Annotated in this window: 22 protein-coding genes, 1 tRNA gene and 1 riboswitch; of the genes, 9 read left to right on the forward strand and 14 right to left on the reverse strand. The window is 44.9% G+C overall.

Annotated features, from left to right (window positions below; all coding sequences use genetic code 11):
• Positions 1 to 250 precede the first annotated feature (250 nt).
• Positions 251 to 2305, forward strand: a complete 2055-nt coding sequence (locus tag BLU03_RS02585; RefSeq protein WP_040609349.1) for a catalase — start codon at positions 251 to 253, stop codon at positions 2303 to 2305.
• 70 nt (positions 2306 to 2375) lie between these two features.
• On the opposite strand, the gene BLU03_RS02590 is transcribed toward BLU03_RS02585, so the two are convergent.
• The 3 genes from BLU03_RS02590 to BLU03_RS02600 all read right to left on the reverse strand — a co-directional run bounded on the left by BLU03_RS02590 (position 2376) and on the right by BLU03_RS02600 (position 6135).
• Complete coding sequence (locus BLU03_RS02590; protein ID WP_093105383.1) at positions 2376 to 3509, reverse strand: N-acetylmuramoyl-L-alanine amidase; 1134 nt, start codon at positions 3507 to 3509, stop codon at positions 2376 to 2378.
• A 268-nt stretch (positions 3510 to 3777) separates the two neighbouring features.
• On the reverse strand, positions 3778 to 4671 hold the full coding sequence (gene dapA, locus BLU03_RS02595) for a 4-hydroxy-tetrahydrodipicolinate synthase (protein WP_093105388.1): 894 nt from the start codon (positions 4669 to 4671) through the stop codon (positions 3778 to 3780).
• Positions 4672 to 4780: 109 nt separating this feature from the next.
• Positions 4781 to 4960, reverse strand: a riboswitch (Lysine riboswitch).
• A 188-nt stretch (positions 4961 to 5148) separates the two neighbouring features.
• A complete protein-coding gene (locus BLU03_RS02600) occupies positions 5149 to 6135 on the reverse strand; it encodes a helix-turn-helix transcriptional regulator (RefSeq protein ID WP_076569196.1) in 987 nt (328 codons plus the stop codon).
• Positions 6136 to 6408: 273 nt separating this feature from the next.
• Between BLU03_RS02600 and BLU03_RS02605 the strand changes: the two genes are divergently transcribed.
• Positions 6409 to 7878, forward strand: a complete 1470-nt coding sequence (locus BLU03_RS02605) for an MDR family MFS transporter (RefSeq protein WP_076569194.1) — start codon at positions 6409 to 6411, stop codon at positions 7876 to 7878.
• 36 nt (positions 7879 to 7914) lie between these two features.
• On the opposite strand, the gene BLU03_RS02610 is transcribed toward BLU03_RS02605, so the two are convergent.
• The 3 genes from BLU03_RS02610 to BLU03_RS02620 are packed head-to-tail and all read right to left on the reverse strand — an operon-like array spanning position 7915 to position 9606.
• Positions 7915 to 8340 (reverse strand): GNAT family N-acetyltransferase, encoded by a 426-nt coding sequence (locus BLU03_RS02610; RefSeq protein ID WP_040609351.1) that lies wholly within the window; start codon positions 8338 to 8340, stop codon positions 7915 to 7917.
• Positions 8341 to 8345: 5 nt separating this feature from the next.
• A complete protein-coding gene (locus tag BLU03_RS02615) occupies positions 8346 to 8861 on the reverse strand; it encodes a YjcG family protein (protein ID WP_093105391.1) in 516 nt (171 codons plus the stop codon).
• 16 nt (positions 8862 to 8877) lie between these two features.
• On the reverse strand, positions 8878 to 9606 hold the full coding sequence (locus tag BLU03_RS02620) for an alpha/beta hydrolase (protein WP_008590025.1): 729 nt from the start codon (positions 9604 to 9606) through the stop codon (positions 8878 to 8880).
• Positions 9607 to 9781: 175 nt separating this feature from the next.
• On the opposite strand from BLU03_RS02620, the gene BLU03_RS02625 reads away from it, so the two are divergent.
• The 7 genes from BLU03_RS02625 (at position 9782) to qoxD (ending at position 18397) form a co-directional block, all read left to right on the forward strand.
• Positions 9782 to 9853, forward strand: a tRNA-Val gene (locus BLU03_RS02625).
• 144 nt (positions 9854 to 9997) lie between these two features.
• Complete coding sequence (locus tag BLU03_RS02630) at positions 9998 to 12847, forward strand: CheR family methyltransferase (RefSeq protein WP_093105396.1); 2850 nt, start codon at positions 9998 to 10000, stop codon at positions 12845 to 12847.
• A 4-nt stretch (positions 12848 to 12851) separates the two neighbouring features.
• Positions 12852 to 14375 carry an HD domain-containing phosphohydrolase gene (locus BLU03_RS02635; protein WP_093105399.1) on the forward strand — a complete coding sequence of 508 codons (1524 nt, stop codon included), beginning with the start codon at positions 12852 to 12854 and terminating at the stop codon, positions 14373 to 14375.
• 293 nt (positions 14376 to 14668) lie between these two features.
• Positions 14669 to 15553, forward strand: a complete 885-nt coding sequence (gene qoxA / locus BLU03_RS02640; protein ID WP_093105401.1) for a cytochrome aa3 quinol oxidase subunit II — start codon at positions 14669 to 14671, stop codon at positions 15551 to 15553.
• An 18-nt stretch (positions 15554 to 15571) separates the two neighbouring features.
• Complete coding sequence (gene qoxB, locus BLU03_RS02645; RefSeq protein WP_076569188.1) at positions 15572 to 17521, forward strand: cytochrome aa3 quinol oxidase subunit I; 1950 nt, start codon at positions 15572 to 15574, stop codon at positions 17519 to 17521.
• Positions 17518 to 18114 carry a cytochrome aa3 quinol oxidase subunit III gene (qoxC, locus tag BLU03_RS02650; protein WP_008590035.1) on the forward strand — a complete coding sequence of 199 codons (597 nt, stop codon included), beginning with the start codon at positions 17518 to 17520 and terminating at the stop codon, positions 18112 to 18114. Before qoxB ends, qoxC begins: the two co-directional genes overlap by 4 nt.
• 1 nt (position 18115) lies before the next feature.
• Positions 18116 to 18397: a cytochrome aa3 quinol oxidase subunit IV gene (qoxD, locus tag BLU03_RS02655; RefSeq protein WP_093105404.1), complete on the forward strand. Its 282-nt coding sequence runs from the start codon at positions 18116 to 18118 to the stop codon at positions 18395 to 18397.
• Positions 18398 to 18476: 79 nt separating this feature from the next.
• On the opposite strand, the gene BLU03_RS02660 is transcribed toward qoxD, so the two are convergent.
• The 8 genes from BLU03_RS02660 to fabI all read right to left on the reverse strand — a co-directional run bounded on the left by BLU03_RS02660 (position 18477) and on the right by fabI (position 24268).
• Positions 18477 to 18980: a GNAT family N-acetyltransferase gene (locus tag BLU03_RS02660; RefSeq protein WP_008590040.1), complete on the reverse strand. Its 504-nt coding sequence runs from the start codon at positions 18978 to 18980 to the stop codon at positions 18477 to 18479.
• Positions 18981 to 19062: 82 nt separating this feature from the next.
• A complete protein-coding gene (locus tag BLU03_RS02665; protein ID WP_008590042.1) occupies positions 19063 to 19293 on the reverse strand; it encodes a hypothetical protein in 231 nt (76 codons plus the stop codon).
• Positions 19294 to 19423: 130 nt separating this feature from the next.
• Positions 19424 to 20317, reverse strand: a complete 894-nt coding sequence (locus tag BLU03_RS02670; RefSeq protein WP_093105406.1) for an MBL fold metallo-hydrolase — start codon at positions 20315 to 20317, stop codon at positions 19424 to 19426.
• Positions 20318 to 20342: 25 nt separating this feature from the next.
• A complete protein-coding gene (locus BLU03_RS02675) occupies positions 20343 to 20648 on the reverse strand; it encodes a hypothetical protein (RefSeq protein ID WP_008590046.1) in 306 nt (101 codons plus the stop codon).
• A gap of 94 nt (positions 20649 to 20742) precedes the next feature.
• Positions 20743 to 21456, reverse strand: coding sequence for an RluA family pseudouridine synthase (locus BLU03_RS02680; protein WP_234972546.1), 714 nt, complete (start codon positions 21454 to 21456; stop codon positions 20743 to 20745).
• A complete protein-coding gene (locus BLU03_RS02685) occupies positions 21453 to 22889 on the reverse strand; it encodes a PH domain-containing protein (RefSeq protein WP_093105409.1) in 1437 nt (478 codons plus the stop codon). The genes BLU03_RS02680 and BLU03_RS02685 overlap by 4 nt, the downstream gene beginning before the upstream one ends.
• Positions 22879 to 23358 carry a PH domain-containing protein gene (locus BLU03_RS02690; protein WP_008590053.1) on the reverse strand — a complete coding sequence of 160 codons (480 nt, stop codon included), beginning with the start codon at positions 23356 to 23358 and terminating at the stop codon, positions 22879 to 22881. Before BLU03_RS02690 ends, BLU03_RS02685 begins: the two co-directional genes overlap by 11 nt.
• A gap of 133 nt (positions 23359 to 23491) precedes the next feature.
• Positions 23492 to 24268: an enoyl-ACP reductase FabI gene (fabI, locus tag BLU03_RS02695; RefSeq protein WP_008590055.1), complete on the reverse strand. Its 777-nt coding sequence runs from the start codon at positions 24266 to 24268 to the stop codon at positions 23492 to 23494.
• Positions 24269 to 24284 lie beyond the last annotated feature (16 nt).

Raw genomic sequence — 24284 nt, forward strand, 5'->3', positions numbered from 1 at the left:
CAAAGGATAAAACTCTATTTATACAAAACTATTTAATTTTTTTCTGCTTTCCTATTTGAAAGTGGTCCGTGGTAATTGTTAAAAACTGAAATTTTTGTAAGAGGTACGTTTTTTTATAATTTTGGAAAAAGCAACTACAGAAAAATTTTTTTAGTTTCAGTTAACTATTTTATAACTTCTTTAATCTCACAATTAATGTAAAAAGAGTTTCATCTGAATGGAGCGTGGGTACATTCCCTAGGAAGACATAATGATAAGGAGGATTCGTGTGAGCGATAAAAAAAGCAGAAAACAGGAACAACTGGAACGTTTTACAGCTGATGATCGCGATAAAGAGATGACCACGAACCATGGAACGAAACTCTCTGAAGACGAATTTTCCCTGAAAGCGGGAGAACGTGGGCCTACTTTAATGGAGGATTTCCATTTCAGAGAAAAAATAACGCACTTTGACCATGAACGTATTCCGGAAAGAGCCGTACATGCCAGAGGCTATTCCGCCCACGGAGAGTTTGAGCTCTATGAGTCTCTGGAACAATACACAACTGCTGATTTTTTGACGGATACAAGCAAAAAGACCCCTACCTTCACCCGCTTCTCCACGGTTGCAGGCTCTAAAGGGTCAGCAGAACTGGCACGTGACGTGCGTGGGTTTGCAACAAAGTTCTATACAGAAGAAGGCAACTTTGACCTTGTAGGTAACAACATACCGGTATTTTTCATTCAGGACGCCATTAAATTTCCGGATCTCGTCCACGCGCTAAAACCCGAACCGCATAACGGCATCCCTCAGGCAGCAAGTGCCCATGACACATTCTGGGATTTCATTGCGAATAACCAGGAATCGGCACACATGATTTTGTGGGCGATGAGTCCCCGGTCCATTCCGAGAAGCTTCCGGATGATGGAAGGTTTCGGTGTAAACACTTTCCGACTGGTAAATAAAGAAGGAAAAGGTCATCTGGTGAAGTTCCACTGGAAGCCGAAACTCGGCGTACACTCCCTCGTATGGGACGAGGCACAAAAAGTGAATGGTAAAAACCCGGATTTCCATCGTGCCGATCTTTACGAAGCAATTGAAAATGGAGATTTCGTCGAATTCGAACTGGGACTTCAGATAATCGATGAAGGAGATGAGCATTCTTTCGATTTTGATGTTCTGGATCCTACGAAAGTGTGGCCCGAAGAAGAAGTTCCGGTCAAACGGGTAGGTAAGCTGACGCTGAACCGGAACGTGGACAACGTGTTTGCCGAGAACGAACAGGTCGCTTTCCACCCGGGCCACGTCGTACCTGGAATCGACTTTTCCAATGACCCGCTGTTACAGGGACGTCTGTTCTCTTATACAGACACTCAGCTGACACGTCTCGGAGGGCCCAATTTCCACGAAATTCCGATCAACCGCCCCGTCTGCCCTTTCCATAACAACCAGCGCGACGGTATGCACCGAATGACGATTAACCGCGGTCAGTCGAGTTACCACAATAACTCGTTGGCGGATAACCATCCGCGTACTGTTCCTCCGGAGGAAGGCGGATTCGAACATTATCAGGAAAAAGTGGAAGGTGAGAAAGTACGCGCACGGAGCGAAAGCTTCAAAGACCACTTCTCTCAGGCCATCATGTTCTGGAACAGTATGAGTGAACACGAGAAAGGTCATATTAAAGATGCTATAAGCTTTGAACTTGGTAAATGTCAGCAGACAGCCGTCCGCGAACAGGTTGTGGATATGCTTTCCAATATAAGCGGAGATCTTGCTTCCTACGTAGCAGATAATCTCGGACTGGCAGCACCACAAAATCAGGCGGAAAATATAACAAAAACTTCTCCGGCTCTGAGCATGGCGAATACGGTACAGTCACCTGAAACCCGTAAAATTGCCGTGCTGCTTGCAGAAGGCTTCAACGGTGAAGAAGTTCAGGGAGTCCTTGACGGTATCGATAAAGCCGGTGCGGATGCTGAAATATTCAGTACCAAACTCGGTAAAATCAAAGCTGATAATGGGTACACGGTAGAGGCGGATCATACATTCCTTACCGGAGATTCCGTACTTTTCGATGCTGTGTACGTTGTAGGCGGCCCTGACCTCAGTGAATCTTACAAAATGAAGGCGAAGTACTTCACGAAAGAAGCTTACATGCACTTCAAGCCTGTCGGAGCGACTCACGACGGTAAAGACTGGCTCGAAGAAGCGGGCATGAGCGGACAGCCGGGAGTCATCACTTCAGATGATCTCGAGTCCTTTGGAGAAGACTTCATTAAAGCCGTAGCCGCACATCGTTTCTTTGATCGCGAATTAGTATAAATCAAAAACCCCGGATTCAGAGAATCCGGGGTTTCGTATGTCTTCAAAATCTGTTATGTAAGTCCTGATGTTATTTTGATAAATAATTGCGCAATCCTTCTGTTACTGCCTGAGCTACCTGATTCTGGTGGTCCCTCGTCTTTGCAAGATCCAGTTCGTAACCATTGGAAATATAGCCGAGTTCCAGCAATGCAGCAGGAGCCTTGTTACCACGAAGCACCTGGAAATTTCCATGAAGTGTGCCATCATCCTGATAACTTGTGCGTGCTGTGAGACGGTTCTGTATGGAGGCAGCGAGAGACGGAGACCCGTAGTAATAAGAGCTTATCCCTCTTGCACTTTCGTATTTGTGAGAATTGTAGTGAAGACTTACGAAAGCGTCTGCATTGTGACGGGCGGAAGATCCGGTGCGTTCGAAAAGCGAAACGTATCGGTCGGAGGTTCGTGTCATAATTACCTCCGCTCCGGCATACCTGAGTGCCCCTGCCACCGTCTGTGCGGTCTGAAGGGTTAAATTTTTCTCAAGCGTTCCATCTCTGCCTATCGCTCCGGGTTCGTACCCACCGTGGCCGGCATCTACAACGATCGTGGAATTCTTTAAAGAAGAAACATCTTCAGAGGGGGAAGCGGAATGGGACGCTTTAACAGCAGTGGCCCTGCCGGAACTTGTCAAAAATCCTGCAATCCACGCCTCAGAGCCGTTACCAAGTTGAACTTTTACCCATCCATTTTGTTCTTCTAATTTCTGATACGTGTCCCCCTGTCCGGCGAACCCGACGATTGGAGTCTCTGTGCCCGGCCCTTGTCGAAGGTGAACGGTATCAGCCTGGACGATTATGTCTCCTGAAGCTGTCTGTCCGGAGGAAGCGGAATTTCCTGCTGATACAAGATAATGACCCGCTACCCAGCCACTTTGTCCATTATAATCAACATTCGCCCAGCCGTATTTCTCTTCCTGCACTGTTACTTCCGTACCCCGAGAGAGCGCTCCCAGCACTTCGGACTCGCTCCCCGGCGCTTCCCTCAAGTACAGAGAGGAAGCGTCCACCTGCTTCGTGGAGTGACTGTCTGCCGCTACTGCAAAAGTTCCTGTAAAAATAAATAAAAAAGTAAGTAATAGAGCGGTAACCTGTTTAATAATGACTATCCCTCCTTTTTGTTTGCCGGGCCAAGGCCGGCAGTTATCATTATAACATTTTTCCATAAAACGAACACCCAGCGAATGGATTAATTCAGAATCTGGTCTTAAATACAGGTATACAATGAGTCCAGACAAAAACTATCCCCCAGGAAGCCGGACGATGCTGTCCGGTTCCAGGAGGGGGTTCGACGTATAAATAAAAAAGAACAACACTTCGCATCCTGCGGGCACGGCCCGCAGCAGTCTCCGTGTTGTTCTACAGAAAATCATTTCAATGAATTAACCGGTTCCTGTCTTCCCATTATCCGTGCTGTCCCGGTCTTTATACAGCTTAAATGCTTGCTACTTTCTTTTGCTGATAAATATCTATCATATTATGCAGTGCTGAACATTCGGCGTCGTCCAAAGGAATCATAGGAAGACGTACGCTCCCTACGGAAACGCCCATGTAATTCAGGGCTTCCTTCACAGGTGAAGGACTCGGCTGGGCAAAAATAAGTTTCATCATAGGCAGAATGTAACCGTGCAGAGTAGCCGCCGTCTTCACATCCCCACGCTTGTAACTGTCTATCATATCTATCATTTCGTCACCGATAACATGGGAAGACACGGAAATGACTCCGGCGCCCCCTACGGATAACATAGGTAACGTCAGGCTGTCTTCTCCGGTGTAAACGGAAAAGTCCTGAGGTGTCTGGCTGATGATACGCGTGGCAGCATCCAGATCACCGCTAGCTTCTTTTACAGAAACAATGTTCTTGATTTCAGCAAGCCTGATAATCGTATCGGGTTCAATGTTCACGACACTCCGTCCGGGAATATTGTATAACATGACCGGGAGCGGGGTTGCTGCAGCAACTTGAGAAAAGTGACGATACAGGCCTTCCTGAGAAGGTTTGCTATAGTAAGGAGCTACGAGCATAATACCGTCCACTCCCACTGCTTCTATCCGTTTTGTCAGTTCTACAGAGGCTTTCGTATTGTTGGAACCGGTACCTGCGATGACCGGCACTCTTCCGTCTGCTACTTCCACTACAAAGCGGCAAAGCTCCACTTTCTCCTCAGCCGTCAAAGTCGGGGACTCTCCGGTCGTTCCGGCTACGACAAGTCCCTCCGAACCGTGGAGGATCAAATGCTCCACGAGATTTCTCGTCCGGTTATAATCGATGTCCTCCTGGTCGTCAAAAGGCGTCACCATGGCCGTCAATAATTGTCCAAAATTCATTGTTACACACCCTTTTTAAGATTTTTAGATTTAGGTGCGGAGGACCATAATAAAAAGCAACAACGGAGATCAGGGCCGCTGTTGCCGTAGAAACATGTATATCGTTTCTCCGTAAGATAGCCCTCCATATAGTCTCCTATATGACAGTTCTGCATCTTTTAAATACCAGAACCAGCGGTCAGAATCATGAGGTTTCTGCCACTTCGGCAATGTCCCCTTTCGATGCGATTCAACGAAGCCTCCGCTTCTCCCTGCATCTACTAATGGTTATTGCACCTCTACCCTTACTTCAAACATTATTTGAAATAAGATGTGGTATTGAATTACTTCCAACATACCAGAGCAGGGCCCTTTTTACAATCGATTCGTTTCAAAAAAATCTTTTATTTTCGTATTTCTTCAATGCCCATTGTCAGCTTTGTTTCGTTACACTGCAAGGTACTTGACCAGCTATTGAAAAGAGTAGGGTCCAGAACTTCATTCTTCATAAAGACGTCTCATTTTCTCAATCTCTTTCTCCACTTCCTGTTTAAGGGTGCGTGGAGATATAACCCGGGCCTTGTGCCCCCACTGAAGCACCCAGGTGACTAGTCCCGTACTCATCTTTCCTTCTGTGGACAGGAGAAAATACTCTTCGTCCACCTGTTTCACCGATACTTCAAGACCAAATCTGTCGAGCACTACATTCAAAAGGGACTGATGGAATTTTATTTCGACTTTCATATTTTCTCCGGAGAACATATGAAAACTTTGATTAACGTACTCCTGAACATCGAAGTCACCTTTTTCAAACGTCTCATCGGCGATACGGATGTTTCTTATACGATCCAGACGGTAGTGACGCATCTCTTCTGTTTTACGGAACCAGCCGATCAAATAGTAGAAGTCGTTCTGCCAGATAAGGGCATACGGCTTCACTTCGTACTCGTCTCCGTTCCTATGATATTCGAACGTTTTATTCATGTTGTATTTACCATACTTGAAGCAGACGACCCGCTGCTCGGAAATAGCCCGGTGCACATGATCTATATTGATTTTCACCTGATCGTAATCGTTCGCTGTCATCTGTGAAAATATAAGAGGGTCCGGGAGGGTCGCAGCAATATGTCTACTCGTTAATTTGCCCAGCTTTTTAATAAGTTTCTTTTTTTCTTCCTCATTAATGAAACGGGCCGACAAAATGGCATCATTCAACAATCGAAGCTGATACGTTTCAAACAATCTGTCCTGAAAACTGTAATATACTTTGCCGAATTTCCCCCTGTTTTTTATAATTTCATAACCGATCTCTTCCAGCACGTTCATGTCACTTTTCAGGGTTCTCGCATCGAATTCTCTATCTACCCCGAAAAACTCCTGTAACTTACTGCTCATTTCCGTAATGCTCAGTTCGTTATTTTCGTCCGTCTCTTCAAAAAGGATACGTAACAACACTAACAGCCTGGTATTGTTGTTCAGTTCCAAACACTCACCCCTCGACGACTTCAAAATAGATTCGCTTCATATATCTTAAATTCATAGTAAAATTTATTCACACTGTTGTCTATGCTTAATCGTTAAAAATGCCCACAGTTCCCGCAGGTAAACATTTTTTTGTGTTTCTGGTAATTTTTTATAAAACAGTCGTATGTCCCTGTTTTCACTCATTTACTGAGTACGGGTTTGAAATTGTTGTCACCGCCGGAGCGTGGGAGTATAATATTCCATTAGTCTATGCAAACTAAAGGAGGGTTATAAATGGTGGAACAGAACTACAACAGAGTTCTGGTTGCAGCATTGCTCATATCAGGATCTTTCATTACGATCCTTAACCAGACACTCATGATCACGGCCATTCCTCCAATTATGGAAGAAATGAATGTATCGGCCAACTCCGCCCAGTGGCTGACCACCGTCTTTATGCTCGTAAACGGAATAATGATTCCGATTACCGCATTTTTAATAGAAAAATTCACAACAAGACAGCTGTTTATGACAGCTATGACAATTTTTCTGGTTGGGACATTTCTTGGAGGTATCGCTTTTAACTTCCAAAGCTTAATCGTGGCACGCGTAGTTCAATCAGCCGGAGCCGGCATCATGCTCCCGCTGATGCAGACGGTCTTTCTGCTTATATTCCCGGTGGAAAAACGCGGAACGGCCATGGGGTACATAGGACTCGTTATTTCCTTCGCCCCTGCCATCGGCCCTACCCTTTCCGGGTGGGTGACTGAAGAATTTACATGGAGATACCTGTTCTGGTTCATCTTCCCGCTTGTCATTATTATGATTTTGGTAGCTTTCTTCGTACTGAGGAACGTGACGGAACTAAAAAATCCGAAACTCGATATTCCTTCCGTACTTCTTTCCACGTTCGGCTTCGGAGGCCTACTTTACGGATTTACAAGTGCCGGAAACAATGGATGGGGAAGCCCTATCACTCTCCTCGGCCTTGCAGCCGGGTCCGTCATTCTCTTCGCTTTTATCAGAAGACAGTTGAGTATGACTCATCCGATGCTTGAGTTCCGGGTATTCAAACTGAAAACATTCAGACTGACCACCATTATCGCCGGCATTACGTTCATGGGGCTTATAGGTTCTGAAACACTGATCCCGCTTTTCATGCAGAACATGCGTGGTTTCACTGCGTTCGAATCCGGTCTCGTACTTCTGCCGGGGGCTCTCATTTCCGGGTTGATGTCTCCTATTACCGGAAGGATTTTTGACCGGATCGGAGGACGTGTGCTCGGAGTGATAGGTCTCTCGATCATGACGACCGGAACAATTCTTTTGGGAGTACTTGATACGGAAACGACTCTCACTTACCTGATGGTCGTCTACGCTATCCGCATGTTCGGTTTCTCGATGGTGATGATGCCCGTCACCACTTCAGGTTTGAACGAACTGCCCAACAAACTAATTCCTCACGGAGCCGCAGTGAGCAACACAATGAGACAAATCGCCGCTTCCGTGGGTACTGCCGTTCTGGTCACTCTGATGACAACATCCAAAGACGTGGCAGCATCTCTCACATCCATGGATAGGCCCGATATCTTTGGAGTTAATTTCGCTTTCTTCCTCATTGCCGCTCTCTCGGCGGTATCAACGGTTCTTGCTTTATTCATTAAGCGCACCTCTCCGCCTAGTGACGAGCAGTGGGATGAGTGGGAAAGACAGGCTCAAGAACAAAAGAACGAAAAACAAAAAGAGAAAGCAGCCGGCGGATAAATCGCCTGCTGCTTTCTCTTTTGCTATATTGTCTTATTAACGGAAGCTTTTTTCCATCGTTACGTGCGGAATATTGGCATCCATAAACTCATCAGAAGTCGTACGATAGCCGAGACTTTCATAAAAAGTTTCCGCCCGGGTCTGAGCATTCAACTTCGCCTTATCCCTTCCTTCTTTCTGGACGCGCTCTTCCATCGTACCTATCATCTGTTTCCCGAATGACAAGCCACGATGTTCCTTGAGCACACAAATACGTTCAAGTTTTCCGTAGTCATCCATTATGCGGAGACGTGCGGCTGCGACGGGCTGATCGTCTTCATAACCAACGAAATGCACAGACACTTCATCAAGACCATCATGCTCTTCTTCTTCTGTAACATTCTGCTCTTCAATAAACACTTTTCTCCGTACGGAGTAGGCATCTTTTCTTTCCTCTTCTGTAGATACTGTCTTTATTTCCATAATTTCTATTCCCCTTTCAGGCGGAACGTTTCATACACACTCCACGATTCGTTATCGAGCTGGTAGAGCAGTTGAAAACGGTCTAACCGGTCGGTAAGATCGAACTTGGACATCCGCAGACTTTCATATATGTCGGAGAATTCATCGTCCGACAGACTCTGTGCAATAGTGATATGCGGTACAAAAGTATGTTCTCTTTCTCCTTCAAGAGCACCTTCATGCATTTTTTCACTCAGTCTGTGGAGATCTTCGTTAGGCTCTATCTTTAAATACAGCACGTTTGCTGCCGGCTTAAAGGAACCTACCTTCTTCACTTCTATATCGATCGGCCTCGTTTTTTTTGCAATCTCATCCAGCGCAGGGATAATGGTTCTCTCGATTTCTTCATCGTCCGATTCAAAAGGATATTTCAAAGTGATGTGAGGCGGTACGAGAGCATAATGAGAGTCGTACCTTTTTCTGTAAGAGTTTGCCTCATCCTGGACTTTTTTAGACGGAAAAATAGCTATACCATATTTCATCTTGCGTCCCTCCTGTTCATTTTCCGATTATAGTAACAAGTCCCCTTTTGAAGTCTTTCTGCCAGGACCCCCATGTGTGGTCCCCTCCTTCAATTTCGTGGAACGTGTAATCGAACGGTTTTCTTTCAAGGTATTTATTCAGTTCGCGGTTCGGATTGAGAAAATCCTTTACTTCGCCTTCTGTGGTAGTTACTTCTGTCTCTTTAGTACCAATCGTATGATAAATCGACAGCGGTGTGAAGTCGCTTGCTTTCTTAGCTTCTTCCAGTACCGTCTCATTCACGAACGGGCTCTGCATTATAATGTTGGAAAAAGTATAAGGATAACGGCATCCGATCATGAAAGCCAGAGAACCTGCGAGGGAATCACCGATCAGTGTACGACAGCTGGCCATACAATGACTCGGATACGTCTGATCCAGGAAAAGAACAACTTCGTTTACAATAAAATCTATATAATTCTGCTGTCTTTTCCCTTCCGGATGGTATTTATCCTGCCTGTCGAATTTATCTTCATAATGGATCCCCACAAAGATAGTCGGAGAAATCTGTTTGGACTCATGAAGTTCATCGCTCAGGGTAGCTGCCCTTCCCATCTGAAAATAATCGTCCCCATCCTGCATGATACAGAACTGATATTTGTACAGTTCGGAAAAATTCTCCGGTAAATATACTTTCAGTTTCATTTCTTCTTTTAAATACTCACTGTTTATCGTATGTTCTTCGAATGTGCCTTTCCTTTTCACGTGAACACCCCTGCATCGTTTAATCATCCATAGATTTTACCCTTACGTTGAAGTTTCAAACCTTTACTTTTATTTTATCATAGTTAAGCTTTCGAATCTTTATTTAAAAAACGTTTGACATATATAGAGTACACATAGTATATTATTACATGTCTTACTTACATATTCAAAACACGGGCCGTTAGTTCAGCGGGAGAACGCTTGGTCGACAACCAAGAGGTCGCTGGTTCGATCCCAGCACGGCCCACTACTGAAAGTCTTTTTCTTCCTTAGGGAGAGAAAGACTTTTTTTGTTGAGGAAAACCATTACGGAAGTATTTTTTATTATCATATAAAGATTTCTCATGTACAATTATTATTATCTGCATAAGAAATCGATAGAGGTGAAATTATGTCACATACTGAAGAAAAATATTACATCGGCATCGGTGCTTCCGCAGGAGGCCTCGAATCTCTCGAACGCTTTTTCAAAACCATGCCCAACGATACAGGTCTTACTTTCATTATCATCCAGCATCTTTCCCCCGACTTCGAAAGCCACATGGATGACCTTTTACGCCGCTATACGAGTATGAATATCCATGTAGCCGAAGACATGATGGCGACGGAGCCGAACTCCGTCTACCTTATCCCGCCCCGTAAAAATCTCTCCATTTATCATGGCACTCTCCATTTAAATGAACAAACCGAACGAAAACACCTGAATCTTCCGATAGACCTGTTTTTTAAATCACTGGCTGAAGACCAGGGCAGAAACAGCATCGGGGTCATACTCTCCGGTACCGGAAGCGATGGTACTCTCGGGGTTCGTGCCCTGAAAGATGCCGACGGAATGGTGATAGCGGAGGACGAGACTACTGCCAAATTTGACGGGATGCCACGAAGTGCGATTTCCACCGGTCTCATCGACTACATTCTCCCTCCGGATGACATGGCTGAAGAGATAATCAATTACGTTACTCATCCAGCAGACCCCGTTAACAGGTCTTTACAAACCTCCGACGGAAAAAGTATGTTGTCGCGGATAAACAGAATTATGAGAAGTCACTCAAAAATAGATTTCGATAACTATAAAGAGACGACGATGATCCGCAGGATTAACAGAAGAGTGAAGCTGAACCGGCTGCAGACACTTGAAGAATACGCGGAACATCTCTCTAATTCGGAAAAGGAAAGAAATATACTCCAACAGGAATTGTTTATAGGCGTCACCGGTTTCTTCCGGGATAAAGAGGCTTTTGACAGTCTTACCGAAAATGTCCTCCCCAAACTCGATTATAACAAGGAGGCTCTCCGGATCTGGTCCGCCGGGTGTTCCACCGGCGAAGAAGTTTATTCGCTTGCTATACTTCTATGTGAATACATGGAAAAAAACAATCTGCAGACCGGTCTGAAAATTTTCGCAACAGACATAGATGACAAAGCACTTGAAACCGCCGGTAACGGTGTCTACCCGGAGAGCCTGATGTCGGATGTCCCTCCTGAACTTGTAGCCAAATATTTTATAAAGGAAGAAGAAGGATACCGCATAGCTAATTCCATAAGAAAAATGGTCGTTTTTGCGAAACATAACCTTGTGAATGATCCTCCTTTTTCCCGGCTTGATCTTCTCGTATGCAGAAATTTGTTCATTTATCTTAAAAGCGAAACACAGCAGTATATTTTGAATAAATTTTATTACTCGTTATTAAAAAATGGATACTTATTCCTCGGTACCAGTGAGACTCTCGGAGATTTAACGAAGGCTTACCGGTCCATAGATAACAAATGGAAAATTTACAAACCTCGGGAGGATTACCGGCCCGACCATCCTTCGGGAATATCTCTGTACAGTGACAAAGGCCCGGAAATTGAGAAAAACACCCAGCCTGCAAAGTCTGTGGCCCAGAACGTAAATCTTGAAAATGTATTACAAAAAGCTGTATCCAGTATCTCTCCCCCTTCCATAATTATCGACGGTAACGATCAGATTATTCACGTTATTAATGACATGTCGGATTATTTGCGACCTCAGCCGGGCAAGTTTTCAAATAATTTCAATACCAACATGTCCCGGGAACTTTCGTTATTTGTAAACAATATCCTTCGCAGACTGAAAGCAGAGCGTACTCACGTCCGGTTGAATAATATTATGAACGGAGCAGGAGAGGAGACTTCTCTCTCCCTGAGCGGCCACATCATCGAAATGAAGTATCAATTCTTCTACTTCATCAGTTTTATTGAAGCTACTGAGGTGAAAGTGAAAAATAGTGAGGAAGTGGATGTCTCGGATCAAATGAAAGAGCGGGTCCGATATCTGGAATCCGAACTCCAGCTTGCCAGAGAGGGCCTGCAGGCAACAGTGGAAGAACTGGAGACATCCAACGAAGAATTACAGACATCCAACGAAGAACTGACCGCTTCCAATGAAGAATTGCAAAGCACGAACGAAGAACTCCAATCCGTGAATGAAGAAATCTATACAGTCAATAACGAGTACCAGGAAAAAATCGAGGAACTGAAAAAAGCCAATAACGACCTGAACAACCTTTTGAATAATACAGAGATAGGAGCGCTCTATCTCGATGAAATGCTCTGTATAAGAAGAATCACCCCACTTATGAAGGAGGTTTCAAACGTACGTGATGAGGATATAGGCAGACCAATATCCCATATTTCGGTCATGTCCGAGTACCCCGAAGTTGTGGATGACGTGTACGAAGTGCTGGATTCTCTTATAAAGAAGGAAAAAGAGATAGAAGATAATAAAGGCAGGCACTGGTTCGTCCGCATCCGTCCTTACCGGACAGAATATAACTCCGTAAACGGAATTATCGTCACACTCGTAGAAATCACGAATTTGAAAAAGGAACGGTCAAAAGTGATGGAAACGAAGGAGAAATTTGAGCAGGTCCTTGAAATCAGCAATATGGGATGGTGGGAATTCAATGGCCGTGCCGATCATTTCGACGTCTCCCCTTCCTTTTTACAGAACTGCGGTTATGGAAAGGAAGATTTTCCTACGACGCTCAACGAAGTCAGCCGATATTTTAAGACAAATGATATAAAAGTAGCTTTTGAAAAAATGCTTTCGGGGAAGAAGAAGAGTATCAACCTGTTCGCTTCTTATCAGTGTGAAGATGGAAGTTTCATCCCTGTCCATTTTTTGGGGAGAGTCCTCGAGAAAGATCACGATGAAGACCCGCTCCGTATCGGCGGTACTATCATAGATATTTCCAACTACATGAAGCAAGGAGACTAAACTTATGGAACGTATGGAAGAAATAATCGAACAAATTCTTCAGGGGAACAATATTGAAGACTACAAAAACGAAACAAAAGAGGAAATTCTTTCTACACTGTCGGTCTACCATGAAGAACTCCGTTTTCAGAACGAAGAGTTGAAACGGACAAATCATGAGTTGGTACTGGTAAAAGAAAATTATGAATCTTTGTTTTATGAAGCCCCTACTTCTTACCTGACTGTAGATGGTTCCTTTTCCATTACGGACTGCAACAGGAAAGCTTCCTCTCTCTTTGAAAACGAGGATCTGACAGGTTCAAAACTGTTTGAGTGGATCAGCGAAGATAGCCAGGATGCTTTTTATTTCCATACGAAACAACTCGAACATCAGAAGGATATACAGCCGATAGATATTACTCTGGACATAAACGGAAAAGAAAAACATGTGCATATGGAAAGTAACGTGATTAATAAAGGTGAGTATAGAATCGCCTGTATCGATCAGACAGAAAACGTCAATTACCAGAAACACATTGAACACCTTTCCATCCATGATGAAATGACAGGACTGTACAATCGTCGTTACTTCGAGAAAAAAGTTCAGGAAATGGATACATCCCAAAATTTCCCACTTGGATTTATACTGGGAGATATCAACGGTTTGAAACTTATCAATGATGCCTTCGGTCACCCCGAAGGGGACAACGTTGTAAAAAAAGTTTCCGAAGCGCTTTCGGAAAACACCAGAACGAATGATGAAGTATTCCGCATCGGAGGGGATGAATTCGCTATTATTCTCCCGAACACGTCCGAAAAAGAAGTGAAGGAAATACGTGCCCAGTTAGTGAAATCCTGTGTAATTGAAGGCGATAATAAATTATACATCACTACTTCTTTCGGCTCCTCTGTCAAAAAAATGGCCTTCCAGTCCACCGAGGAAGTTCTTCAATATGCAGAGAACCGGATGTATAGAAATAAACTGTTCCAGCGAAACAGCCATCGGACCAGCTATATCAACAGTATGATGGCCAGTCTTTTCGAAAAAGTCCCGCGTGAAGAAGCCCACTCCCAGCGTGTGAGCAGCCTGGCCGAAAAATTGGGTCAGGCTCTGGATCTTGATGAAACGAGACTATTGAACCTGAAGACGGCAGGAATGCTCCATGATATAGGGAAAATCACCATTGATCACTCTATTCTCAACAAGGATACTCCGCTAACTGCGGAAGAGAATGAACTCGTGCAGCGACATCCGGAAATTGGGCACCGGATATTGAATGCTTCCGAAGAGTTCGCGGATTTATCAATGATCGTACTCACCCACCATGAACATTATGACGGCCGTGGATATCCTCTTAACCTGGAAGGGGAAGACATTAAGTTAGAGGCCCGCATTATCCATATCTGCGAGGCGTATGATGCGATGGTCAGTGACCACCCTTATCACCCTGCTATTTCTAAAGAGGAAGCATTACAGGAGCTTAAAAAGTATTCGGGCAAGGAGTTCGACCCCAAACTTGTGGAACTGTTTATTGAAATCATGTCCTGAAGCTGAAACTTCAGGACATTTTTTCTGAAGAGGAGATCCATCGCTCCGTGTTTTTATGACGATAAAACCGTACATAACAATCCGGTGATGGCAGTGCTGACAAACATTGATTCTGTGTCTTTTCTTCCGCCTTTTTGTCACATTATTCACAGGACCGACATTTTTTCGTGACAATTCATTCAACATACATGAACAATTTGTGAACTGTTGTCATATTCGTTGCGAAAGTCTGTATAAAGCCCCTATGATGGAAACACGCATTAACAGCAGTTAATTCAGAAAGGAGTCTGAACATGAAGAAACAGTGGCTATTTTCCGGTTTGCTTTTGTCTTTTTTACTTTTCCTGAGCGGATGCGAACCGTTAACTGTCTTTGATCCCATGGGACCACAGGCAGCACTATTAAAAGATGTCATATGGATATCTATATGGACTATGCTATTCGTTGTTGTCGTGGTCTTCGTTATCTTAATATATATCCTGGTTAAATATCGCTCGACAAAAACACCATCGGACTACAGACCACCGATAGTGAAAGGGAACATCTGGGTGGAGATAACCACAATTGGTATTCCGGTATTGATCATCGTATTCCTTTCCTTCGTCTCTGTACAAAGCACATATGAAGCAGAAAGCGTGCCGAAACAGTTCAAAGATGAGGAGCCTATGGTAATTTATGCTGCTTCCTCCAACTGGAAATGGCATTTCAGTTATCCGGAAGAAGATATTGAGACTGTAAACTATCTTTTCCTTCCTACTGACCGCCCTGTAGAGTTCCGCTTATATTCTTTCGATGCCATTTCGAGTTTCTGGATTCCTCAATTGGCCGGTCAAAAATACGCTATGACAGGAATGGTTACAACTCTGAATCTTGCCGCTACGGAAGAAGGAGAAATGCAGGGACGTAATGCCAACTTCTCCGGTGAAGGGTTCGCTGAACAGACCTTCAACGTGAGTGCTGTCTCCCAGAAAGAGTTCGATGAATGGGTGAAAGAAGTAAAAAATACTGCGGAACCTTTGGATGAAAAAACATTCAATAAACTGCTCGAACCCGGACATCTGGGCCAGAAAACCTTCAGCAGTACTCATCTTGATTTCAGCCCTCCTCCTGAGGAGCACGGGGAGATGAGCGAGGAAGAAATGAAGAAAGAAATGGAGCAAGAGCAGTCGGACCATTAAAAGAGAGGAGTCTTATGGATGGAGTTTTTTAAACAATTTGCCGTACCTAACCCAACTCCCACCATTTATTTATCTATGGTCGCAATCGGTCTTACACTGATTGCGGTCCTTGCCGGTATCACCTATTTCAAAAAGTGGGGATACTTGTGGAGTGAGTGGTTGACGACGGTTGATCATAAAAGAATAGGAATCATGTATTTGATTTCTGCACTGCTTATGCTTTTCAGGGGCGGAGTCGACGCGCTGATGATGCGTGCCCAAACTTCCATGCCCGGTAACGAACTATTAAGCGCAGCCGAATATAATGAAATATTCACCACCCACGGCGTTGTCATGATTTTCTTCATGGCCATGGCTTTTATTACAGCTTTAATGAACTTCGTCGTTCCTTTGCAAATCGGAGCGCGCGACGTTGCTTTCCCGAGACTGAACGCCCTCAGTTTCTGGTTGTATTTCATGGGAGCGATGCTTTTCAACCTGTCGTTCGTCATCGGGGGATCACCGAGCTCCGGTTGGACATCGTACTTCCCGCTCGCCGGTAACGAACTGTCCCCACACATCGGGACCAACTATTACATGATCGCGTTACAGATTGCCGGACTGGGTACGTTGATTACCGGTATTAACTTCATCGTTACGATTTTCAAAATGCGTGCCCCGGGCATGAAACTGATGAAAATGCCGCTTTTCACCTGGTCGGCGCTTATTACCAACCTGTTAATAACATTTGCTTTCCCGGTACTGACAGTAGCTTTGGCTATGGGTACCATGGACCGTCTGTTCGGAACCCATTTCTTCACAATGGATAACGGAGGAATGGCGATGCTGTGGGCCAACTTCTTCTGGGTATGGGGTCACCCCGAAGTTTACATTCTGGTGCTCCCGGCTTTCGGTATATACAGTGAAGTTATTTCTACGTTCTCCAAACGGAACCTGTACGGCTATACATCCATGGTCGTCGCTATTGTAGTTATTTCGACCCTTGCTTTCCTCGTTTGGGTACACCACTTCTTTACGATGGGGCAGGGTGCTCTCGTAAACAGTATTTTCTCCATCACTACAATGGCCATCGCTATACCTACGGGTATTAAAATATTCAACTGGCTGTTCACGATGTGGAAAGGGAAAATTCAATTTACGGTGCCTATGTTGTATTCTCTCGGATTTATTCCGATATTTACAATCGGAGGTGTTACCGGGGTCATGCTCGGTATCGCCAGTGCCGACTATCAGTATCACAATACGATGTTCCTTGTGGCACACTTCCACATCGTAATCATCCCAGGGGTTGTATTTGCAATGCTTGCCGGGATGACGTATTGGTGGCCGAAGATGTTCGGTTTCATGCTGAACGAGAAGATAGGAAAATGGGCATTCTGGAACATTGCAATCGGTACCTGTCTCGCCTTCTTCCCTATGTTCATCTCAGGGCTCGATGGCCAGGCACGTCGTATGTATACGTATTCCGAGGTTGCCGGTTTCGGAATCTGGAACCTTCTGTCGTTCTTCGGTGCTCTCGGTCTTGCAATGGGCTTTATACTGATTGTATTTAACGTATATTACAGTGCCCGCTATGCGACCCGTGATATCGGAGACGATCCATGGGATGCACGCACCCTTGAATGGGCTACCCGTACACCGGTGCCGGAATACAACTTTGCGGTTACCCCGCAAGTCGATTCACGCGAACCATTCTGGGACTCGAAATATGAAGGGAAAACGCTTTTCAAAGAGGAGATAAAAGACATCCATATGCCTAATAACAGTGGACAGCCATTCATTATGGCAGCTTTCTTCTTTGTTGCAGGGTTTGGTCTCGTCTTCAGTCTGTGGCCAGTCGTCTACGTTGCCGCTGCCGGTATAGCCGTCCTTCTCTTCATACGTTCCTTTGAACAGGACGACGGCCGTCATATTCATGAACAGGAAATAAGAGATACCGAAAACGATAAGAGAGGTGAGACGCGATGAGTACAGAGCACTCTACACCAATGGAATACAGCACGGAAACTAACGCTTTGAACATTATCGGTTTCTGGGTCTTTATAGGGGCTGAAATCGCGTTATTCGCTACCCTTTTCGCCACCTATTTCATTATGGAAGGTCGCATCGCAGATGGACCTTCCGGTGGCCAGCTTTTCGTCATCTCTACCTTAATGATTCAGACGTTCGTCCTTCTGACCAGCAGTTTTACGATAGGTCTCGGGGTCAATGCTATGCGTCTCGGCCGAAAAGGTGCTACGCTGACATTCCTGGCAATTACTCTTGTATTAGGGGCCGGGTTCGTCGGAGTTGAGATTTATGAATTTTACGAGTACGTACACGAAGGCCTGTCTCTTCAGACAAGTGCTTTTTCCGCCGGGTTGTTCACTCTTCTCGGTACGCACGGAGCCCACGTCTCCTTCGGTCTCTTCTGGGGAGCCGGGATCATCGTACAAATCGTCAAGCACGGATTTACGCCACGTACAGCCAACAAAACATTCATCTTTTCCCTGTACTGGCACTTTCTGGACGTCGTTTGGATTTTCATTTTCAGCTTCGTCTACCTGAAAGGAATGATGTAATATGAGAGAACTATTTCCGGCTAAACAGGTTACAGGTTTCGTCGCTTCTCTCGCTTTAACGGTGATTGCCCTGCTCGTCTATTTTCTTGATATGAGTTTTACAGTTGGCATGGTAGTTCTTCTGCTTACTGCTTTTACACAGGCAGGACTTCAGCTTGTGGTATTTATGCACGCGGGAGAATCACCTGATTCAGATTCCATTTATTTGAACACTTACTATGGTATTTTCATCGCCCTGGCCATCGTGTTCGGTTCATTACTGGCTATGGTCTGGGGATATTAATTAATCTGAACCACAGACAGACGAGTGGAAAATCACGTGGAATAAAGAAACAGGCAGAGACAAACTCTGCCTGTTTCTTTCATTTAAGCAATTTATACATATAGTATTCATTTATGTATTCCCCTTCTATTTTCAGGGAATTCACTTTTTCACCTTCTATTTTGAAGCCCATTTGCCTGTATAAATGAATAGCAGCAGCGTTGTGTGTAAGTACGGTCAGCTCAAGCCGGGTCACTCCCCGCTCTCTGGCCCAGCGAAAGCCTCTTCGCAGGAGCTGCTTACCTGTTCCTTTGCCTCTTTGACTTTCCTTTACTCCAAGAGCTATGTATGCACAATGACGGGCCCTTTCCAGTGCACTACCTCGAAGCATAATAAAGCCCGTGATTTCTTCATTCTCTTCACTTATAAACAAATCTGTCGAACGGTCTTCATTAACATTCCGGATCATTTCTTCCTGTTCCTTCACACTTATCTCTCTTTCCCCGGGTGCATACAGCATATTTCCCGATTCATCTAGTTCTTTACTTAATTCAAGAAATTCCAGGGCGTCCCCTGTCTCCAGTAATCTGCATTCCGTATCCATAGCTCTGCTCCTCCATTGATCTATTCCAATTTCCATAACAAAGCCCTAATTCCAAAAAAATTAGGGCATTCTTCATTTCATTTTATTGATTGAATCGCCGGTTTTCTTTTTTGTAACGGACCGTTAATTCTTCGGATAGTGACAGGAACAATCCCATCATAAAAATGAAGACTGAACCCATTACGAGACCAACTCCGATCATAGTCAACGTGCGGTCTCCAAGTCCCATTATACTTAACAAAAATGTCACAGTACCCATAATGAGAAGAGTTGCTCCGACGTATTGCACAGTGTTTAAAGTTTTAGAGTTCATTTCCATCACCTCTTACTACTATTATTACCCTTGTTCACAAATTTGTCAAACATTTTGTTAACGCTTTCATTGACATTTCCCGGGTAATATTAAATTAATATGGTCATGGAACTCGTATCGTGCCATCCTTTTATTTCAAAGAAAAAAACAGTCGGTAATCTTTTAAAAAGGAAGTAACCTCTCCATTTCTCATAAGTCCATTAGCAAAAGCTGTAACCGCCGTCCGGTATAACAGCCAGGCTGAAACATGCTGCGTTTCCACTCCATAAGTCCGGCACATGCCGGCTACCAATTCTTCATGCGACACTTCTCCGTGCTTCCGTATCCATTCCTTCATATACTCAGTTAATTTTTCGTAATAATCCAGGTTGGTCCGCACTGTCTTTTTAAAATCCTGTTCAAATACGCCATGGCCCGGTACGGCTCCAAGCACTTTAAGATCCAATAATTTGTGAAGAGAGGCTTCGTGGAACGAGCTGTCAGTAATGTAAGGTATTTTATGTTTATGAATGTACTCAGGACCGAAATAGCTGTCAGCGGCGAATAATATGTTATCTATTACCAGCCCGCCCTGGTTGTAACTGTGACCGGGAAACGTAATCATTCGTGCTTCCACTTCCCCGATTTGCACTGTTCCTTCTTCAACTACCCGGTCAATTTTCACCGGAGGTCCTTCCAGAAATTTATTCCGCGTCTCAGGGAGAGGGTCATTACCGGAGGATAGATATAAAGGTTCAATTGCCGGATTCTCCATAATTGCTGCTTCAAATTTCGGAGCGATAGTGATCACCCCGTACTTCTTCCGTAAAAATGCCGCTCCCCCGTAATGGTCCGCATGTGCATGAGTAAGAAAAAGGTGGGTAAGCGGGAACTCATTCTCTCTCAGGTATCGAACTGCTTTTTTTACAGTCGAGTCATCGATTCCCGCATCAATCAAAAGACCCGTATCGCCGCTTTGTACGTAGCCGATATTTACAACACCATCAAAATAATTGACATGTTCCGTCAGTTTCCTGAATTCCATATATCTTCTCCCCTTTCCAGCTATACTATACGGATTCGCTGAAAAAGGAACCTTTTCCTGTTACCCGTGAGTAAATTTTTTCCTGAGTATGAAGAGGTAAAGATGAGTTTCTGCTATGAGTTTTATGAACCGTCGAAGGCGCGTATAGCAACCCGCTGATCTGTTGGTATTCCAGCCTGTCCTCTTCTCTCGTCTGCCTGCGTTCCTTCACTTTCTGATCAAGGACAATTTTCCAGGCTTTTTCTATTCCCCGCGGAGCTTGCTGTCGTTCCGTGATGCGCTGATGGTAATCCTGATACTGATAATGGTTAACAGGTAAGATATAGCCCATCATTCTCCCTCCTCTTTCTTATCTCTATACCCCCTTTTTTGATATAATACGCAAAAAACGAACCGGTACTGCGTACAGTAGCGATTCGTTTATGTTACATATCCCGATTCGTGTATTCCGGCCAGACATTCCAGGGATACTGATCCGGTGGCATAGATTCGAATGTCATATCCTCTTTTTTCACAGGGTGAGAAAGTACGAGCCTGTGAGACCAGAGAGCAATCTGCTGACCCGGGTGATTGACTTTCCCTCCGTATTTCTGATCTCCATAGATCGGTGCTCCCTGGTGGGCGAGCTGGACTCTTATCTGATGGGGACGACCGGTATAAAGATCTATTTCCAGGAGACTCATCCCGGATTCTTCCTGCTTTACTTCATATTCAAGTTCCGCTTCTTTCCCGCGTCTATGATCCTTACCTACGACATAGACCTCATTCTTCTTCCGGTCTTTGACGAGGTAGTCTTTCAGCCGGGCCTTCGGTGAATCCATACTCCCTCTCGAGATCGCCAAATAATATTTCTCCATGGCATTTCTTCTGATCTGATCCGAGAGACGGGAGGCAGCTTTGGAAGTTTTCGCGAAGACCATCACTCCGCCTACCGGACGATCCAGGCGATGTACGAGCCCCAGATAAACGTTCCCGGGTTTATTGTATCTTTCTTTGATATCATTTTTTAGAATGCTCAGCAGATCTTCATCCCCGCTCGCATCTTCCTGCACCGGCACATTCATCGGTTTCTCCACGACAAGCAAGTGATTATCTTCATATAAAATAGGAATGTTAATACTTCCCTCTCCTTTCTTCATTCAATTTTTTTATGGATCCCGGGCACTTTTGAAAAAGTTTCCGAAGCTTTCGCAACGTGCTCTTCCCATAAGGCCGGCACCACGAAGTGCCTGCCCTGGGCGTTATTCAGAATAGCTGCATCGATCGTCGCCAGTCCCTGTTTTCTGTAAAGCCACGTATCTTTTTTCTCGAACGCCTGGAGACGTGCACGTTTTAACGTCACAGTTTCTCTGCTGACTTTCCGATACTGAAGGTTTAAATAAGTTTCATCAAATGAGATACCTGAGGTCCGCCAGCGGATCACTCCCCACCCCGGGAATAACACAAGGGCTGCGACGGGGAGGAGCACCCATGCGGGTACTGTCAATGAAACGACGATAACTGACGTTAACGACACGAGTAGACTTCCCCATATATAATAGGGAAGACTCCTTAGCGGTGGTCTTTTCATCCCAGGTTTGTCCCGATAGTACTCCGGAAGGTATTTATTAAGGAAATCGGGCACGTCGTTCTTTTTTAATAACGGAAGCAGGTAAACCGTACTCCCCTCCATTTTTCCCCCATTCACGCCTCCGGCTACCTCTACATACACATAACAAAGACCGAGCAGTTGTCTGATGATATTCTCTTTTACGATAACTGCCTGAATTCTGTTAACAGGAATCGTGCGCTGCCGCTTCTCGATAAGTCCGTATCTCATGTACAGTTCCGTTTCATATCTTGTAATCGTGAAATTCGCATACTTGACCATCGTCCAGAGAATACCCGCTCCCCATACGATGAGGACCGATATAAGAACAAGGAAGATAAGAAACTGTACAGCTAATGAAAACAGCCATCTGGTGGCATCTTCATACATCTGTTCCGGAATAATCTGATTGGCCTGGGAAAACAGAAGCCAAAGCAGACCAAAAATAATTATCGCATTATCGGAAGTTGCTCCGGTAAGCGCCAGTCTGGAATAGCTCATCACTTCTTCCGGATATACTTTTTCATAATCTTCTTCTGTTCTTTCCCCTTTATGTTTCAGATTTCCCGAAACCCGCTCCCCTTCTTCAAACGTGACCGCAGCAAGGGAAGCATCTACGTTCTCGTCGCTTCCAGCGGTTTCGATCTGCACTTTCGTCAAACCGAAAATCCGGTGCAGAAGGGTTTGAGTAAGATCTATCGACTGTATTCTGTGTTTGGAAATACGGCGTTCCCTGCGTACAAAGATCCCCTGCTTAATCTGTAATTCTTCTCCTGTAACCACATAAGAGAACCTGAACCATTTCACAATAGAGAAAACAAGCAGAATTACAAGCAGTAACCCGACACCTGCGAATTCGTACCACGAAGCACCGCTGTTGAAAATGATAAAAAGGACAGGCAGAAAACCGAGCGCTGCGTCTTTCAGAGAACGGAAGAACTGAAAAACGATGGAGGCAGGATGGAGACGTTTTTCATACATCATTTTCTTCCACCCTCGCAAGTTCCGAAATTCTGTCCCGCAACCCGGAAGCTTCCTCCTCGGTCAGCGCCGGTATTTCGTGAGTCGTCGCTGCAGTCGATATCGTCACCGTAGCAAGAGAGAATTTCTTCAGGATCGGTCCCTGTTTCGTATCTACGTGCTGAACACGAAGCATAGGAACTAGCGTTCTTCTCCTGATAATGATGCCATGCTGAATATAAACTTCCTGCTCAAAAACTTCATATCTCCAGCGCCGCCATCTTAGCCTGGGAATAAGAAATACAGAAAAAATTATGTCAATTATCAGCAGGGAGACTGCTATAGCGATGACCCACCAGGGCCATGATATGTATACAAAAGCTGCTATCGAACCGGCGAGAAGAGCAACGGGGATGATAAGATACAACACAGCCGTTAACCTCCAGGCACTGACAGCCGTTTCTTCAATGAGATTTGCGGGAGTCTGACGCATGCCCTCCCTCCTTTCCCCTTTATTATAACGAAACCATTGCTTAATTGCGAAGTCTTCCTTAATAGCTTCCTGATGTCCGGAAACTAAAAAAGATGCCCCTCCGGTTTTGAGAGAGGCATCGCTATCTGTACACTTAAAAACCGATAATATTGAACCCTGAATCAACGTGGATAATTTCTCCTGTTACGCCGCGGGAAAGGTCACTAAGAAGATAATAAGCAGTATCTCCTACCTCTTCCTGCGTAACCGGACGACGAAGCGGCGCTCTTTCTTCTATTTCGGCAAGAATCGAATTGAAGTCTCCCACGCCTTTTGCACTGAGGGTACGGAGCGGTCCGGCCGAAATAGCATTTACACGGATATTGTCTTTACCAAGGTTGCTGGCAAGGTACCGCATATTAGCATCCAGACTCGCTTTTGCTACCCCCATCACGTTATAGTTCTGGACGACTTTCTCTCCACCGAGATAAGTCATAGTCAAAATGCTGCCGCCGTCTTTCATAAGTGGTTTGGCTGCACGGGCAACTGCCGTGAGTGAATAGGAACTTATATTCTGAGCTGTAAGAAATCCGTCCCGGCTCGTGTTCAGGAATTCTCCCTTAAGTTCTTCACGGTTCGCAAAAGCAATGCAGTGCGCTAGACCGTGTATGGTCCCCACGTCATTCTGGATCGATTCGAAAGTCTGAATGATCGATTCGTCATCCGTCACGTCACACTCGTAGAATAAAGGCTCCTGTCCCTCAAGTGACTCGGCGAGTTCACGGACCGACTTACCGAAACGTTCTCCTACGTAAGTGAAAATAAGTCTTGCTCCCGCTTCGTGAAGAGAACGGGCAATTCCCCACGCTATACTTCTCTTATTGGCCACACCCATTACAACATATGTACGGCCTTCTAATGAAAAATTCATCAAAACCCCTCCTTGA

It is taken from the genome of Salimicrobium album (assembly GCF_900107115.1).
GTDB lineage: Bacteria > Bacillota > Bacilli > Bacillales > Halobacillaceae > Salimicrobium > Salimicrobium album.

Excerpts from the sequence above, each read along its gene's own strand:
- fabI (WP_008590055.1), bottom strand. The coding sequence starts at position 24,268 with ATGAATTTTTCATTAGAAGGCCGTACATATGTTGTAATGGGTGTGGCC.
- BLU03_RS02660 (WP_008590040.1), bottom strand. The coding sequence starts at position 18,980 with ATGGATACGGAATGCAGATTACTGGAGACAGGGGACGCCCTGGAATTT.
- BLU03_RS02670 (WP_093105406.1), bottom strand. The coding sequence starts at position 20,317 with ATGGAATTCAGGAAACTGACGGAACATGTCAATTATTTTGATGGTGTT.
- qoxB (WP_076569188.1), top strand. The coding sequence starts at position 15,572 with ATGGAGTTTTTTAAACAATTTGCCGTACCTAACCCAACTCCCACCATT.
- dapA (WP_093105388.1), bottom strand. The coding sequence starts at position 4,671 with ATGAATTTTGGACAATTATTGACGGCCATGGTGACGCCTTTTGACGAC.
- BLU03_RS02680 (WP_234972546.1), bottom strand. The coding sequence starts at position 21,456 with ATGAAGAAAGGAGAGGGAAGTATTAACATTCCTATTTTATATGAAGAT.
- BLU03_RS02690 (WP_008590053.1), bottom strand. The coding sequence starts at position 23,358 with ATGCGTCAGACTCCCGCAAATCTCATTGAAGAAACGGCTGTCAGTGCC.
- BLU03_RS02635 (WP_093105399.1), top strand. The coding sequence starts at position 12,852 with ATGGAACGTATGGAAGAAATAATCGAACAAATTCTTCAGGGGAACAAT.
- BLU03_RS02610 (WP_040609351.1), bottom strand. The coding sequence starts at position 8,340 with ATGGAAATAAAGACAGTATCTACAGAAGAGGAAAGAAAAGATGCCTAC.
- BLU03_RS02685 (WP_093105409.1), bottom strand. The coding sequence starts at position 22,889 with ATGATGTATGAAAAACGTCTCCATCCTGCCTCCATCGTTTTTCAGTTC.
- qoxA (WP_093105401.1), top strand. The coding sequence starts at position 14,669 with ATGAAGAAACAGTGGCTATTTTCCGGTTTGCTTTTGTCTTTTTTACTT.
- qoxD (WP_093105404.1), top strand. The coding sequence starts at position 18,116 with ATGAGAGAACTATTTCCGGCTAAACAGGTTACAGGTTTCGTCGCTTCT.
- BLU03_RS02675 (WP_008590046.1), bottom strand. The coding sequence starts at position 20,648 with ATGGGCTATATCTTACCTGTTAACCATTATCAGTATCAGGATTACCAT.
- BLU03_RS02665 (WP_008590042.1), bottom strand. The coding sequence starts at position 19,293 with ATGAACTCTAAAACTTTAAACACTGTGCAATACGTCGGAGCAACTCTT.
- qoxC (WP_008590035.1), top strand. The coding sequence starts at position 17,518 with ATGAGTACAGAGCACTCTACACCAATGGAATACAGCACGGAAACTAAC.
- BLU03_RS02585 (WP_040609349.1), top strand. The coding sequence starts at position 251 with ATGATAAGGAGGATTCGTGTGAGCGATAAAAAAAGCAGAAAACAGGAA.
- BLU03_RS02630 (WP_093105396.1), top strand. The coding sequence starts at position 9,998 with ATGTCACATACTGAAGAAAAATATTACATCGGCATCGGTGCTTCCGCA.
- BLU03_RS02615 (WP_093105391.1), bottom strand. The coding sequence starts at position 8,861 with ATGAAATATGGTATAGCTATTTTTCCGTCTAAAAAAGTCCAGGATGAG.
- BLU03_RS02605 (WP_076569194.1), top strand. The coding sequence starts at position 6,409 with ATGGTGGAACAGAACTACAACAGAGTTCTGGTTGCAGCATTGCTCATA.
- BLU03_RS02590 (WP_093105383.1), bottom strand. The coding sequence starts at position 3,509 with ATGGAAAAATGTTATAATGATAACTGCCGGCCTTGGCCCGGCAAACAA.